The sequence below is a fragment of the Acinetobacter entericus genome, assembly GCF_026168575.1.
Classification (GTDB): domain Bacteria; phylum Pseudomonadota; class Gammaproteobacteria; order Pseudomonadales; family Moraxellaceae; genus Acinetobacter; species Acinetobacter bouvetii.
In genome coordinates this window covers 52,054-65,474 of sequence record NZ_JAPEQW010000002.1, presented here as the reverse complement: position 1 = coordinate 65,474, position 13,421 = coordinate 52,054, and the positions used below count along the sequence as shown (strand labels likewise).

At 42.4% G+C, this 13,421-nt stretch carries 20 protein-coding genes; 1 reads left to right on the top strand and 19 read right to left on the bottom strand.

Features of this window, described 5'->3' with window-relative positions; all coding sequences use genetic code 11:
* Window positions 1-6 precede the first annotated feature (6 nt).
* The gene (locus OKC24_RS01880) at window positions 7-1,689 is read right to left on the bottom strand and encodes a terminase large subunit (RefSeq protein ID WP_265464652.1); all 1,683 of its coding nucleotides are present in this window, start codon (window positions 1,687-1,689) and stop codon (window positions 7-9) included.
* Between the two features lie 84 nt (window positions 1,690-1,773).
* Window positions 1,774-2,460: a hypothetical protein gene (locus tag OKC24_RS01875; RefSeq protein WP_265464651.1), complete on the bottom strand. Its 687-nt coding sequence runs from the start codon at window positions 2,458-2,460 to the stop codon at window positions 1,774-1,776.
* Between the two features lie 163 nt (window positions 2,461-2,623).
* On the opposite strand from OKC24_RS01875, the gene OKC24_RS01870 reads away from it, so the two are divergent.
* Window positions 2,624-3,568 (top strand): hypothetical protein, encoded by a 945-nt coding sequence (locus OKC24_RS01870; RefSeq protein ID WP_265464650.1) that lies wholly within the window; start codon window positions 2,624-2,626, stop codon window positions 3,566-3,568.
* Between the two features lie 32 nt (window positions 3,569-3,600).
* Here OKC24_RS01870 and OKC24_RS01865 read toward each other — a convergent pair whose 3' ends face one another.
* From OKC24_RS01865 to OKC24_RS01785, 17 genes are all read right to left on the bottom strand, one after another.
* Window positions 3,601-3,876: a DUF7352 domain-containing protein gene (locus tag OKC24_RS01865; protein WP_265464649.1), complete on the bottom strand. Its 276-nt coding sequence runs from the start codon at window positions 3,874-3,876 to the stop codon at window positions 3,601-3,603.
* On the bottom strand, window positions 3,873-4,355 hold the full coding sequence (locus tag OKC24_RS01860) for a hypothetical protein (RefSeq protein WP_265464647.1): 483 nt from the start codon (window positions 4,353-4,355) through the stop codon (window positions 3,873-3,875). Before OKC24_RS01860 ends, OKC24_RS01865 begins: the two co-directional genes overlap by 4 nt.
* A gap of 4 nt (window positions 4,356-4,359) precedes the next feature.
* Window positions 4,360-4,779, bottom strand: coding sequence for a DUF1064 domain-containing protein (locus OKC24_RS01855; RefSeq protein ID WP_265464646.1), 420 nt, complete (start codon window positions 4,777-4,779; stop codon window positions 4,360-4,362).
* A gap of 7 nt (window positions 4,780-4,786) precedes the next feature.
* A complete protein-coding gene (locus OKC24_RS01850; RefSeq protein ID WP_265464645.1) occupies window positions 4,787-5,173 on the bottom strand; it encodes a hypothetical protein in 387 nt (128 codons plus the stop codon).
* Complete coding sequence (locus OKC24_RS01845; protein ID WP_265464643.1) at window positions 5,170-5,565, bottom strand: HNH endonuclease; 396 nt, start codon at window positions 5,563-5,565, stop codon at window positions 5,170-5,172. The genes OKC24_RS01850 and OKC24_RS01845 overlap by 4 nt, the downstream gene beginning before the upstream one ends.
* Window positions 5,552-5,794: a hypothetical protein gene (locus OKC24_RS01840; protein WP_265464642.1), complete on the bottom strand. Its 243-nt coding sequence runs from the start codon at window positions 5,792-5,794 to the stop codon at window positions 5,552-5,554. Before OKC24_RS01840 ends, OKC24_RS01845 begins: the two co-directional genes overlap by 14 nt.
* Window positions 5,794-6,165, bottom strand: a complete 372-nt coding sequence (locus OKC24_RS01835) for a hypothetical protein (RefSeq protein ID WP_265464641.1) — start codon at window positions 6,163-6,165, stop codon at window positions 5,794-5,796. Before OKC24_RS01835 ends, OKC24_RS01840 begins: the two co-directional genes overlap by 1 nt.
* The gene (locus OKC24_RS01830) at window positions 6,162-6,995 is read right to left on the bottom strand and encodes a DNA adenine methylase (RefSeq protein WP_265464640.1); all 834 of its coding nucleotides are present in this window, start codon (window positions 6,993-6,995) and stop codon (window positions 6,162-6,164) included. Before OKC24_RS01830 ends, OKC24_RS01835 begins: the two co-directional genes overlap by 4 nt.
* 2 nt (window positions 6,996-6,997) lie before the next feature.
* A complete protein-coding gene (locus tag OKC24_RS01825; protein ID WP_265464638.1) occupies window positions 6,998-7,783 on the bottom strand; it encodes a hypothetical protein in 786 nt (261 codons plus the stop codon).
* Entirely contained in the window at window positions 7,776-8,681 is a 906-nt protein-coding gene (locus OKC24_RS01820) for a phage replication initiator YdaU family protein (protein ID WP_265464636.1), read from the bottom strand. The genes OKC24_RS01825 and OKC24_RS01820 overlap by 8 nt, the downstream gene beginning before the upstream one ends.
* The gene (locus OKC24_RS01815) at window positions 8,678-10,360 is read right to left on the bottom strand and encodes a DNA cytosine methyltransferase (protein WP_265464635.1); all 1,683 of its coding nucleotides are present in this window, start codon (window positions 10,358-10,360) and stop codon (window positions 8,678-8,680) included. The genes OKC24_RS01820 and OKC24_RS01815 overlap by 4 nt, the downstream gene beginning before the upstream one ends.
* A gap of 79 nt (window positions 10,361-10,439) precedes the next feature.
* The gene (locus OKC24_RS01810; protein WP_265464634.1) at window positions 10,440-10,808 is read right to left on the bottom strand and encodes a hypothetical protein; all 369 of its coding nucleotides are present in this window, start codon (window positions 10,806-10,808) and stop codon (window positions 10,440-10,442) included.
* Complete coding sequence (locus OKC24_RS01805) at window positions 10,805-11,563, bottom strand: hypothetical protein (protein WP_265464632.1); 759 nt, start codon at window positions 11,561-11,563, stop codon at window positions 10,805-10,807. The genes OKC24_RS01810 and OKC24_RS01805 overlap by 4 nt, the downstream gene beginning before the upstream one ends.
* Window positions 11,560-12,039, bottom strand: a complete 480-nt coding sequence (locus OKC24_RS01800; RefSeq protein ID WP_265464630.1) for a hypothetical protein — start codon at window positions 12,037-12,039, stop codon at window positions 11,560-11,562. Before OKC24_RS01800 ends, OKC24_RS01805 begins: the two co-directional genes overlap by 4 nt.
* A 53-nt stretch (window positions 12,040-12,092) precedes the next feature.
* Window positions 12,093-12,293 (bottom strand): hypothetical protein, encoded by a 201-nt coding sequence (locus OKC24_RS01795; protein WP_265464629.1) that lies wholly within the window; start codon window positions 12,291-12,293, stop codon window positions 12,093-12,095.
* Window positions 12,290-13,066: a phage antirepressor KilAC domain-containing protein gene (locus OKC24_RS01790; protein ID WP_265464627.1), complete on the bottom strand. Its 777-nt coding sequence runs from the start codon at window positions 13,064-13,066 to the stop codon at window positions 12,290-12,292. Before OKC24_RS01790 ends, OKC24_RS01795 begins: the two co-directional genes overlap by 4 nt.
* A gap of 19 nt (window positions 13,067-13,085) precedes the next feature.
* On the bottom strand, window positions 13,086-13,325 hold the full coding sequence (locus tag OKC24_RS01785; protein ID WP_265464626.1) for a Cro/CI family transcriptional regulator: 240 nt from the start codon (window positions 13,323-13,325) through the stop codon (window positions 13,086-13,088).
* Window positions 13,326-13,421 lie beyond the last annotated feature (96 nt).

The following is a 13,421-nucleotide window of genomic DNA, read 5'->3' as shown; positions in this document are numbered from 1 at the left end:
CCTAAATTAATATAACCGCCAGTCGCTGGCTGGTGCTTCTTTGTAGCTATGATGCGCAGTTTGCTGTGATTGCGACACACCTACAGACTGATCATAAGTCTGCCGTGAACCGGTAAAGACTAAATCGCCAATCATGTCCGCATCTTTGGCCTGCGACCACTGCCGCAATGCATCTGCACCTTCTGAGCAGCCATTAGCCTTGTTTGGTTGATCAATAAAGCGTTTGTCTGCTTTGGAGAATTTCTTTTGATAGCCTTCAATGCGCTGAATACCTAAAGCGCAGCGGTCTTTATCAAACCATGCGTTCTTTAAATGCTTGCGTGTAGACTGAATGCCGGTAATAAGCTGGGTAATGCGGGGAACAATTTCAAAGTTATGACCAGGCAATAACTCTTCCAGCTGCTCTAATACTGATTTGTTGGTATCGCCTAATCGCCTATGCGCAGCATCATGCGGCAGGAAATGCGTGTGATACAGATAGTCACGGCGCCGTATCTCTGCAGCATAGTGCTTTAAGTCCATGCCATGCGCTTCGTAATACTCAATAAAGCGGTCCTGCTGGTTCATGATTTGATGGAACCATACGGCGCAGCCATCGCTGTTCCCAATATCCCACCAAGTAAATGTCGGCAGATCCAGCACTTCCACGGCGCATACACCGCCGCGTTTGCGCAGATTGATCATATCCTTGGCGTAATAGTTGCCATCTTTCGCCACTTGGAATGCTTCATCAGGGAATGACGGATATTCCTGCCATATTTTGGCTTGATCTCCTTTGAGATCGTTATCACGTGTGACGACATACCATGCGCGCTGATCAGGATCGATGCGCATTTTGACGCCCATTTTTTGATAGACGGTCTGCTCTACTTCATCAAAATATTCATGGTCTTTTTCATCGATATAAACAGTAGATGCATCCATGCGGTATTTCGGCTCTTGCCACCACGCATAGAAATGGAATCGATAGTCCTTACTGGTGAGTTTTTTGCGCGTTAAATAGTTTTCCTGCGCAGTCTGAACCATGTCATAGAATGAACCGTTGCGGCCTTCTGCTGTTGATTCAATGACCAGTACGCCGTTGGTGGGTACGGTTGGAATAGAACCAGTAATAACCTCATCATCTTTTACCGGATCTGTAGCGCATATCTTCCCGAACTCAGAAATCAGCAGCCGATGCATGGTGCCTGAACGGAATGATGTGGCCACACGGATAGATGAGCCGTTATGCGCGAATTCCATTTCAGATTTATTGCAGGTCTTTAAAGGAAAACGTTCACGGATCTGATCAGGCAGGTTGTCATAAGCAAACTTGATCTTGTCTTTAAAGATATTAAAAACAGTTGGCAGATCCTGCGCGATGATGCCGCAGTTTTGATTGGCATTAAATAAGGCCTGATCTAGCCAAAGAACACATATCAGTGTTGTAAAGCCCAGCTGCCGGGCTTTAAGAATAATATTGCGGTACCAGAGCCTATCCATGAAGCGTTTCTGTGCATCATTGGGAATAAAAGGTAGCTCAAAAGTATCAGGAACCTGCAGAACGCCGTATTCATCCCGAAAGTCGTCGCCTTTGATCTTGATTTTATAAAGGCAGCCTGAAAATACACGCCATAAAGGATCGGCTAAGCACTTTGCCAGCTCCTTTGCGTTTGTCGGTAATGGACGTAAATCGGTGGTATATATCACTTCATCACTCCTTTCGCACTGTTACGGCGCAATTTTGGAGCGTGTACGTGAATGAAAATTTATTGAGCAGTATCATTGGCCGTTTCATTCGCGTACGTCGTCCTCTTGTTGATAATCAAGGTCGTCTGCAACGGGATTGAAGGCTGAGCCATTGCTTTGAGCGATACTGTTCAGTAATGCAGTCAATGCATCTTCTGACTTCGCTTCTTCTTTATTTAAGCCATGTGCTTCACGCTCTAGGCCAATTAATGTCTTAAGGGCATCGGATAAGTCCTTAATTGATTTAACGCGGTTCGGCAGTTGAATGATCTTCATGTACAAGTCATTGAGCTTATCTATGCCTTTGTCATTGGGCTTGTACATCATGTCGCCCAGTTCTTGCAGCAGATTAGCTTGATCAACGCCGATCATATGTTCCAATTCACTAAACAGGTCCATGACCATGCGCCGTGATCGTTCAATATCTTTGCGGTGTGATATGCGGATTGATGCAACTAGATTGGCATTGGCATCAATGGTTTCTTTTTCTGTGGCTTTGTATTCTGGTGAAGCGCGTACTTCGTTGCGAACCTGCTCTTTGCGAACCAAGTCATCAGCTTTTGCTTGAATTTTCGCGTTTAAGTCACGTGTCCAGTCATCACGCTTTGCACGCTTGCGGATGGCTGCATCAGATACTTCAAACTCAAGCGCCACTTGACGTATAGACTTCACACCAGCTCTATATTCGAGTTCTATTTTTTCCCAATCGGGCGCTTTTTTAACGTTTGTCATATTCACCATGCCTTCTTACAGACATGATGATGGTGCGCATACGGCGCTCAGTCGAACCCTACACGGGTTCGCGGTGCGTACTAGGTTTAATGTTCCACGGCACGATTTACAAAAAATTCCAAACCTGTAACATACATTGAAGCATACTTCATGAAACAGAAAAATGATTAAAGAACTTTCTTACGAAGCTGTCAGCAAAGCAATTAACTCCTTAGCTTCCAAGCATCTAACTGATCTAAATATTAAGTCAGACAATATTACTCCTGCTTATATGCAACTAAGCAATTACCTGAGTAAACGTATTGATATTCAACCAAGGGTAGTAACTGAATCCAGCCAATTCAATGTCCCTAATGAATTTAAACAAGGCTTCCAAATTCTTAAAAGCAAAATTCTTAAAGGTGATGACTTAAATCCATATCTAAGTAAATTTACTTTAAACCCTCTTTTTTCCGATAGATTTTTTGATGACTATGGTTGTTTTCATTTTCACCTAGGTGATGTAATTGATAATGATGGTTTCATTAAACGTACAGGGCCAGTTGCATTAGCATTCGTCACAAGTAAAGAAGTGTTTTTTATAGAAACTAAAATGCATGGCAAAGGTTTTGCGAATACTTGGACTAATAAAAGTGTTCTAGAGGTTTTACACAATGAAAAACCGAATTTAATATTTAACCAGAAAGTGTCTTTACTAAAAGACGTTTCACCACAAATTTCTAATGAAGATGAAATCTTGAATTTGCGAAAAAAAGGTTATTCATTTGGCGTTACGTTAGATGATGGATCAGTGTACATGCCTGCAACTTTTGGACAAGTCACCGTTATGACAGAACAAAAGATGAAGGGGGAAAAAGGTCGTAACTCAACTTTGGCAGCAACTCATATGCTTCGTATGATGAATTACACACGATCAATTCATATACCCATTAATCAGTACATAAAAGAATTTAAAATTAAAAATAATTGCACTATTACACATATTGAAATTGTAGATCTAAAATCCAATAGCGCACGTGATTTACTAAACTTAAGTCAATTCCGTCTTAATATTTATTTTCTTAAAGGATTTCAAATGAGGATTCATTCGAATTTATTTTTCCATTAATTTACTTCCCAAAATAATCATGACAACCACCATTATATAGCCCTGAAATAATGCAAAACCAATGGCTGCCCCCAAGGAGAAATAAGATGAAGCGTTTTTATATGAATATGCTTAATTAAATCTATGCTACCGCCAGTTTCAACAGTGCGTATTGTGAATGAACACTTGGGCTTATTGGCTTCCACAGCGGCCCACAAATACACTTTGTCTTGCTTATATTCCAGATCAAGTATTTGAGCGCCTTCATAAAGCTCAACTTGCTGTTCCCACGCATCCGTTAATTCGTATTTCAATATTTGTGCACTCATAAACTCAAATTCCCCTGCTTCTCGATCTGTGCTAGTTTCTTCACCTCGCGCTTGATATTACGCACCTCCCCAATCACTTCTTGCTGAATCAGCGCCATGTTGTGGCCCATTTCAATATTAGAGAATTGCATTGCTTCAGCGACCATTAAGTTCCCAAGACTGCGGGCCTCTTTAGGTGTGAGCGTAATAACCTGTGTACCTATCTCAATCTTTACTGTGCCGTCATTGAGGATGTATTTACACATCTCACGACTTGGCGGGTGCTTAAACACTGGAACGTAAACACCGCGCTGCACACGGCTAATTTGATTTGTATCGATTAAATAGCTTAGACGGTCATCAATCTTGCCGATGGTGAGCTGTGGAAGGATGGCAGCCAAAGTCTCACGGGTGACTACTTGTTCCTGGTCATGCAGATCATGCACAGCTTCAAGAATAATTTGAGTTGAGCTTTTTTCCTCTAAATCTTTTTCATTCATGCTTTTAACTCTCCCGTATTTCTATGCCATGCACCCACATCATCAGGTGCTTTTTAATGATATAAACCTTGTCTTTCGCAGTGACGTCTTTTGACTTTACATCTTCTACAATCAGTTTGCCGTTTTCCATGTATGTAAAATCAGCTTCATAGCGCAATGCCGGCTTTGCTTTTTTTGCTGTGCTGTATTTCACTTGCGGCGCCAGCTCAAATGCAACGTGGTGCTTTAAGTCACTGATCTGGCCTGCGCGTTCAAGAACCTTGAGCGCTTTATAGCGCCGGTATTCTTTCTGAGAATCAAATTTGATTCCATCTTCTTCTGTTTTGGTGTTGTTGTATTTGGACGTTCGCTTGCTGCTGCTATCCATTTCAGCAGCAAGATGGCCCAAACCCATACGGCGCAATTCTGCAGCGCTATATTCCATCTATATCTCAGTGCTCACTTGATATATCTAGCATAATGGGCTGTGGCGTAATCGCACCTTCATTTTGATTCATACGCCATACTTTGTGCGCTAAACGTACAGATAGGATTTCATATTCACCATTCCGTTTGATAAATACCCTTTTGCCGTGTTGGTTCAGCAAGATTTTGAAATCATCCTCCTGAGCTTTAATCCATGTTTCAAAACATGGCGCATGCTCCATGACTGAAACATCATTTTCATTGCACATAAACGGCAGCCCATTGTCTAAACGCCCGTACACATAGCCATCTTCACAGCGATCAATAACGCCCATACCAGTGAAACGATTACCTGAAAATTCAGTACGTGATTCAGAGATGAAATCTACTTCTACACTGTCATTAGGTTTCATTCCTCACCTCGCCACGTTTCGAAGAAAAACACCACTGGGTCTGGCTTAATTTCAATTAAGCCAAATCGATGCAGATGCCGCGCATGGGTGCTATCTCGCAGTAATTGAACGTCTCGATAGTGAACTAAAAGGCTCCGCCATGCTTTAAGCGACATTGAAGATTTATTAGAATTGCAAGGCACACATGCTGGATTCATATTTTCAATGGTGTCCAAATGTGGCCGTGTCATTTCACCTGAGATCAACTTCCCACCACCCACATGAATAATGTCGCGCTTTACCGCCTCAATATGATCGGCATGCCACTTATCTCCCAATTGGCAACCGCAATAAGCACAATGGCCACCAAATTTCATTTTAAGATCTGCACGTTGCTTCTTATTTAGATTCATGCTCACCTCTTAGGACATCACCCAATTCACCAATCAATTGCTCAGCATCATCACGATAAGTTTGATCATCCCAATCTCTAAGCATTCGCAATGCTTCATCAACCCGCTTTTTTATTTCATCAACCTCATCCTGTCTTGATTTCCATCCCCAGCGCGCCATATCGATCAATGACTCATTGCGATGAAGTCTTATATGCTCTAAGTAAGCGTCTTTATCAAATTCACTCATCACAACCGCTCCAAAGTGATAAACACGGTAAACATTTGCCCCGCCAAATAATCTGATACACGTATGCTGGTACATTTGACTAAATGCCGGTGCTCACCATAGCGCACGTTATTCCCCGATCTATTAAGTGTGTATCGCTGCCAGCCCTCAGGCACTGGTTCACAGGCAAAATGCTTACAATATCGCTCAGGACCACTTTTAATGCTGCAAAGCGGTTCAGCCACCCAAAACGTTTCGTCTTGAAATTTCTTCTCAGCCAAAAACTTTCGGCTATACCCTTTTTTAAGGCGCATGTTCACAGCAATTTCACATACGGCGTTGTCTTTAATCTTTCTCGCTTGAGCAGTGTTTACAATTAATTTGTTTTTCATGCTGCACCGCCGAACAAATCAGGTTGAGCGGCAGCTGGATTCATCCAAAGGCATTCAGTTCTTGTATCTGTACCACGACCAGATGAAATTCGAGCATTGGTTTCCACTCTCTTCCAGCCTTTCAACATGTCGTCATATAATTCACACGGATAACCCGAAAGCATCACCATGCCTTTTAAATCGAGTAAGGTCTTAAGCAAATCTTGATGATCTACATCATCCATTTCATGCCTATAAATACGGCCTGATTTAGCACCGTCATATCGTGTATCCATCACATACGGCGGATCTACATAGTGCAATGTAGTCGTTGCATCATGATCTTTAAGAACTTGAGTTGCTGGACGGTTCTCAATAAGCACACCACTTAAACGCTGGCCAATCATTCCCAAATGTTCAGGATATGTGGACCATAACGATTGAGCCGTACCATATTGCCGCTTAGTATCAATGCGAAAGCCAGTAATCCCTTTGGTTGCACCAGCGGATCCAAAGCCCATCTGTGCTCGTACACATACGCGGCGCGCCCGTTCAATTTTGTTTTCTGCCGGTTCCCATGCTTTTTCGAAATCAGCGCGGCTGTATGGGGTTAATACCAATTGCTCAATTAATTCACCTCTCGAGCTAGAATCCCGAAGCACCTCAAACAAATTGACAATTTCACCATCAAGGTCGTTATAGACTTCTGAGTAAGCTCGTGGTTTCTGCAGTAAAACGCCAGCAGCGCCGCCAAATACTTCTGTGTAGCAAGTGTGGTTTGGCATTTGAGAAATAATCCAATGCGCTAAGCGGAATTTGCCGCCGTGGTACCTGATTAAAGGATGATTCATTTTCACGCTTCATCCCCCATCTGTCTGCGGATCACACCTGGCACCTTCACGCCGTCATGGTCACAAGCTTTCAAATATTCCTTGGGGTTCTCGAAAGGATCAGGCCAAAAATTTTCCAGCTGCTTAGGCTGTTTTTTAGACTCCAGCTTTTGCGGTTTAACCACGGCGCGATTGCGCACATTCAGCTTTGCTTTTAAATTTTCCAGCTGCTTTTGTGCAATGCTATTGCTGACCGGTGTATGGATTCTTGAGTCCGCTTTGGTTTCTAATGCTGGGGATTCCTGATACCAATCCTGCTTTCGGCCTTTGATCTGCGCTTCTGCAACATAGGCTTGATATAACCGAATAAATTCATCTTTGGCACGATACATCTCACCGTCTTGTATCGTTGACTTGACTTGATCCAGCGCAAATTTTGCAAGTGTCGTAATATCTCTGTATTGCTTGGTGCCATCTTCAAGTTGAATAGGCTTTGGCTTAGTCAATTTTGTGTATTCACACGCCTTTACCCAAGCCTTTTCAGGATTCCACCAATCTTCGCCGATACACATTTCACGGAATTCAGCAAAACTCGGCATGAAACGATTGATGCTTGTGTACAGCAAAGCTAAACCGCGTCTAAATTGCGCTGGGGTAACCCCAATTAAATTTTTGGCCGCTTCAGCTTCAACTGTCGCCATCGGTACGGCATTTTTTCCTTCAAAGTTCTTATTGAACTGACCCGCATATTTAGTTCTTAGCGCTGTAATCAGATCTCTAAGGTCATTCTGGTGCAAGATTTCATGCATGTATCAATCCCTCCGCTACGGCGCTCTCAGGCGTCACATCGATTACATTTGATTTGCTGCATTGATCGAAAGCTTGTGCAAAGTAACTCGGTTCAGCAGACTGCTTGTATTCGCCTTGGTATTGCTGTTGTTGAACAGGCTGCTTAGGTGGGAAAACGCCTTGGTAATTTCCGATGATTGAATATTCCAGCGATTCGTTTGCTTGAGCGCCGTAGCTTTCCAATTTTTTAAGAATTAGTTTCACGGCGTTTTCAGTCAGCGGTTTTTTACTTCCGTTGCGCATATCAACAAACTGAATCCAGAGGTCACGATTTACGCTCACAGGTAATTCAATCGATTTAGCATCGTAAGAATTTTGCTTTTCCGCTTTCGGTTTTTCAGCCTTAGGTTGTTCAGGAACACTCTTACTTTTTTTATTTATTTTTTTATTTTGTATAGTGTCTTTTGATAGTGTCTTTTGTGTGTAAAGAATTTTTACTAGTAGCGGTAAAGATTCTTTACTAGTGTAGTTAAAATTCTTTACTAGCAGTGGTAAAGATTTTTTACTAGCTGCACCTGCTTTTTTACCTAGTAAAGATTTTTTACTAGGGAATGACACCATCCAGCCGACAACGCACTCATCATTCAACTTAAATGAGTTGCCATGAATTGTAGATTTACACTCAATGACCAAACCAACTTGGATGAGTTCATCAAGCGCTTTAACAATCGTTGGACGGCTCTTTCCTGAAAGCTTTTGAAATTGACTCAAAGAAATAGAATCTTCTTCTTTGAACCAGCCGCGGGTCTTTCTGCAGATAATTAAATATAATTTTGCACCTACATCACTAATTTGACACAACACTTGGTCTACAAACGCATTCGGCACTTGAAAGCTATTTGATGTTAATTGGCTCATACAGCACCTCTGTATTTCTGGATCTTTTCATCTGCAAATGGATTATTCGCCTCGGCAATAGCAGCCATCGGCATCGGAGATACTGAATTACCAACCATATGCACCTGGTCCTTTTTGGATAAAGGGGTTCCATCATGCCCATGTGAAATGACATATCCCTCAGGAAAACCTTGCGCTTTATAAAGCTCTTTTGGGTGAAGCATACGCATGCAAATATCAACAATGACCCACGGCTCTCCCTTGATCCAAACTGTGACCAATGCAAGCCGGTCCTTTGTTGTGACAGTATCGAGCGGCGCAGTAATATCACGAGCATCGCCGTTTCCATAAAAATTAATCAGGAACGAAGCAACCCGTAATGCACCATCTAAATTTTCTTTACTCAGCACTGCTGAAACTAGGCTTCGTCCGCCGGCTGTCGTGATTGTTCCCAGCGGGTCATTGATGTTGTCACAGCCGCTGCTCCAGCGTGGTTTATCAGGAGTTCCTTCTCCATGTCCTGCATGAATCAGCATTGGCACTACTAATCCGTGATGCCCGCCTTTTACTTGCGCACAGATCGTTGATAATGGTTGTTCAATGGACCAATTGCGCTGCTGTGATGCATTTGCAAACTCCGTCAAATACGGCGCCAGTATTGGGCAAACTAACGAGCTATGCCCGCCAAATGTTGAAGTTGTAGTTGCAAGCGGATCTGTAATTTCATGACCGGTGGAAGTGCCAAAATCCCTGCTGATGAATGGTGTTGTTTGGTTAACAAAATAAGGCTTTTCACACTCCAAAACATACTTTTTCAAGCCGCGGGCTATTCGCTTCAATGTCGCATCAGCAAGTGGCTTAGGCCTATCGAATATAGACTTTCCTAAATCTGTAAAATCAATGCATTCTGCAGCGCTGCGCCATTTTTTTTGACCGCGTTTTGGGGCCTTTAGAAATGATGGTTCTTGCCAAACGATTGGCTTACCATCGCATCTTGCAACTAAAAATAAGCGCTCGCGTGTTGTAGGTGCTCCAAAATCTGCTGCAATTAATTTCTTCCACTCAACCACATAGCCTAAATTTTCCAGACTTTTAACAAAGTGCTTCCATGTTTTGCTCTTTAGCTTCGGATTCGGCACTAAAAATTGATTGTGGCGCGGCACATGCTCACCAGGCTCTGCAACTCGGTGAATTGTTTTATTACCGACTTTAATTTTTTCTAATGTAATAACACGCCCTGTTGCCTTATCACGTTTAGCAATTAAAGGCCCCCAGTTCAGTATCTGCTTTACATTCTCTAAACTGATTACGTCTGGCCGGACTTTACCTGCAAATTTCAAAACAACCCACGAAAGATCACGTATCTCTTTTTTGCGCGGCTGTCCGCCGGCTGCTTGTGAGTGATGGGTGCAATCTGGGCTCGCATGAAACCAGCCAACTGGCCGCCCTTCACAAATCGCAACCGGATCGACAGCGAATACATCTTGCACGTAATGTTTTGCATGAGGATGGTTCATCTCATGCATCGATAAAGCCTTAGGATTATGATTCACGGCTGCAAATACAGGACGGTTTAGGCCAATTTCAAGGCCTGTACTTGCCCCGCCGCCACCTGCAAAGAAATCAACTATGATTTTTTCTGAGAAATTTAGTTCAAACTGTGTTTTAAAAGAATCCAGTCCTTTAATGAAACTTGTCATATAAATCCCCCTGCTTTAACAAAAGCCGCCCCAAGTAGCATGAAAACAAATAGAAAAACCTTGTCCATTTCTTTCATAATTAGGCCTCAAAAAATCCTTGTTCTTCACGCATCTCGCGTTCTTGAACTGCATGCCATGCATCAAATTGAGTTTTCAGCGTATCTTTGCATACATCTGAAGACTTGCTGCCATTTAAAATGTCGCGGGCATCTTTTAATCCAAGATGTGCAATCAAGTCGTCTATGCGGTACCCGCATAAGCGTTCATGCTGATTTGCCAAACGGAAAAGGTCTGCATAAGGTGCACGTATGCTTTTGGGATCTGGCTGCCCATCTTTATCAAGGCTGGCAAGTTGTACTTTAGAACCTGCCATGTTCATGACTTTATGTAGCCGTTTATCGATACCTTGGATTTTGACGATCAAAGCGCCTTTATTGAATTGACTCATGCCGCACTCCTGACCAGTCCATTTTTCTTCATGCTTTTAACCTGTAGCACCATAGTTTCCTGCTGCCACAAAGAGCGAAGCTTTTTTTGAGCTGTACCCTGTTCAACCCACTTCTGCACCTCTAAAAATTCTTGATAAGTCGTTGCGCTTTTGAATTGAGCTTCAGTAGCGATATGAACTTGAATTTCTTCAAGCGTGTAACCGTCAGGTAAATTCTGTTTATCAGCCTGTTCTTGAAACACAGCAATCATTTCTTCTTGCAACCCTTTCCAGCCTTTGCGCTTAAGTCCATTCCCCATGTCAATCAGGCATTCTTTATTGCCGTGCCATAAATCTTGATGTGGAACATTTGGCACTTCTTGACGGTACTCAAAGCTGAACATCGGACAATCAGGATCATTCAAATTTACAAAGTGGCCATCAGCTGCCAGAATCCATTTTTCCGGTGTTTTGAGGTGTTCCAGAACTAAAGCAATGGCTAAGTCCTGATAGCAATATGCGCCTATCAAAATGTCGTAAGGATCGCAATTGCGGTTCGGAAACCTGTTGATGTAGTCAATTTCAAGCGCCCGCTGTTCTTTTACGAATTTATCAATTGCATTACTTGTGAACTCCATTTCGAGCTCATATGTATATTCAATGTCCTCAGCGTATTTACGGCGTTCCTCTGCCTGCTGCTGCAGAGCTTGAACTGCTGCAGCTGATTTGCGGTTCGGATTGAATTTGCGTTTAGCTCGGTTTTTTGGCTTGCTCATACAACAGCCTCTGCAGCAACATCCAGTGCCTTCATTTCAAGCATTTCAATCTGCGGCATTACTGCAATGATCTTCTTATATTCTGCGTTACTCATTTCGCCACGATCATTGCAATTTGTTGCAGTTATTGAATAAATGCGGTTCTTACCAATGCCTGAATAAATTGATAATTGTTTTCTACGCATTAAACGCAGATCCTCATTCACCCAGCGGATTACCCGCGCAGCCTTCGTATAACCGGCATACTCGGCATCATTATTAAGAACGGTGTGCTCTTTATGCTTGATACCTTCAAAACCCTCAATCGGCTCAATCTTGCCGCCATTTTTAAGGAACTTTGCAGTTACTTTGGCAAGCTGCTCGCGCAATGCTTGTTTTGATGCCGCTTTTGCATCCATATAACGCGCAGTCTTTTGGCTATCATTCGCAGAAAATTGTTGCGTTTGCCGGTCATGTGTTAACATAATTTCGTTCATAAACATTTACCTGTTGTTGGACATGGCCCCGATGTAAGAGATCGGGGTTTTTTTTATGGCAGTGTTGTTACGCCAAATACTTCAATAAATGACTCTTCCATCCCTTGAAGGATAGTTTTGCCGTCTTTCTCATAGACATCATCAGGCGCAAGGCCTAAATCAAATTCCCGCTTTTCAATTTGTTCAATCAAACAGTTGTTGCACTGTTCGTTCTTAAATTCAGAACATTTGTTCTGGCAAACATGTTCATTCATGCTGCTGTTTTCTCCTTTTTAGATTTGTTTACAAGACCTGTAATTCGAGTCAGGCCAAATGCAGTGACACGCATGTGTAAGAACACACGCTCCTGCCCGTCATATTGATTTTTTATTACTGGTGAAGTGCGGTTCACAAATACGCCATTGAGGACGTACTGTGCGTGCGGCTGCAGCTTTTTATCTGCATCGCGGTATACCCATTTCTTCTCTATAAGAAGCTGAATTAAATCTTTTTCTTTAATACGGATAGTTTTGGCGCAGTCACGTATGCAATACGTGTTTGCTGTGTCGGCAATTGTGTCTAATGCTTCAGCCTTAGGCGCCAATTCTGCTACTTTCTTTTCAGCAATTTGTTTTGCTTCAAATTGTTCAGCCCAGGCGCGCGCAGCAGCAGCTGGATCAGTGAAATTAGGCAAAGTAACTGCTGCACAATTGGATACAGAATCAAAAGTTCGAATCACTTTTAAATTGAAAGCAGCGCTAATCCACATCGCATATGCGTAAACCAATTCTTTGACAACATAAGTACCTTGTTCTAAGCCGCCACGAATTACACTTAATGGCTGAATTTGAACCGATGATGGATTTCCATCACCGATCAGTTCTCGTACAAGAGCTTGCGTTTTATCGTTCTGCATAAAGTTTGAAGGCTTATTCTTGACATCAGCCCCACTTGCTTTGTGCAAGTCATTTAAACAAAAACGACCTTCATCATCAGTTCTGATTTCAAAACCATCAATTGCAATCGCAGGTTTAACCAAAGCATTCATGACTGATCTCCCATAATTCTTATTTATTTTTGGCAGTAGACAAGCTTTCTATAGATAGGGGATCTTCATTCTTGAATGGCAACCCAAAAGCAGGCTTAATTTCATAGCCCGAAGTCACTTTTCCGTCTTCAATTTCCAGATGTATTACTCTGTTTTTTCTTACTGCTAAGCTGATGGCTGTTTGATGGCATCCAATTCTCTTAGCTACCTGAACTTGCCCTTCCTGCTCAACCATGTCTTTCAAAAGAATTAATGCCATAAAATAACAGTATTAGTAAATTTCAATTTACAATAGCATTGTTATTATTTTAATGCAATAACAATGCTATTTGTTGTTTAATAGCAACGCTATTAA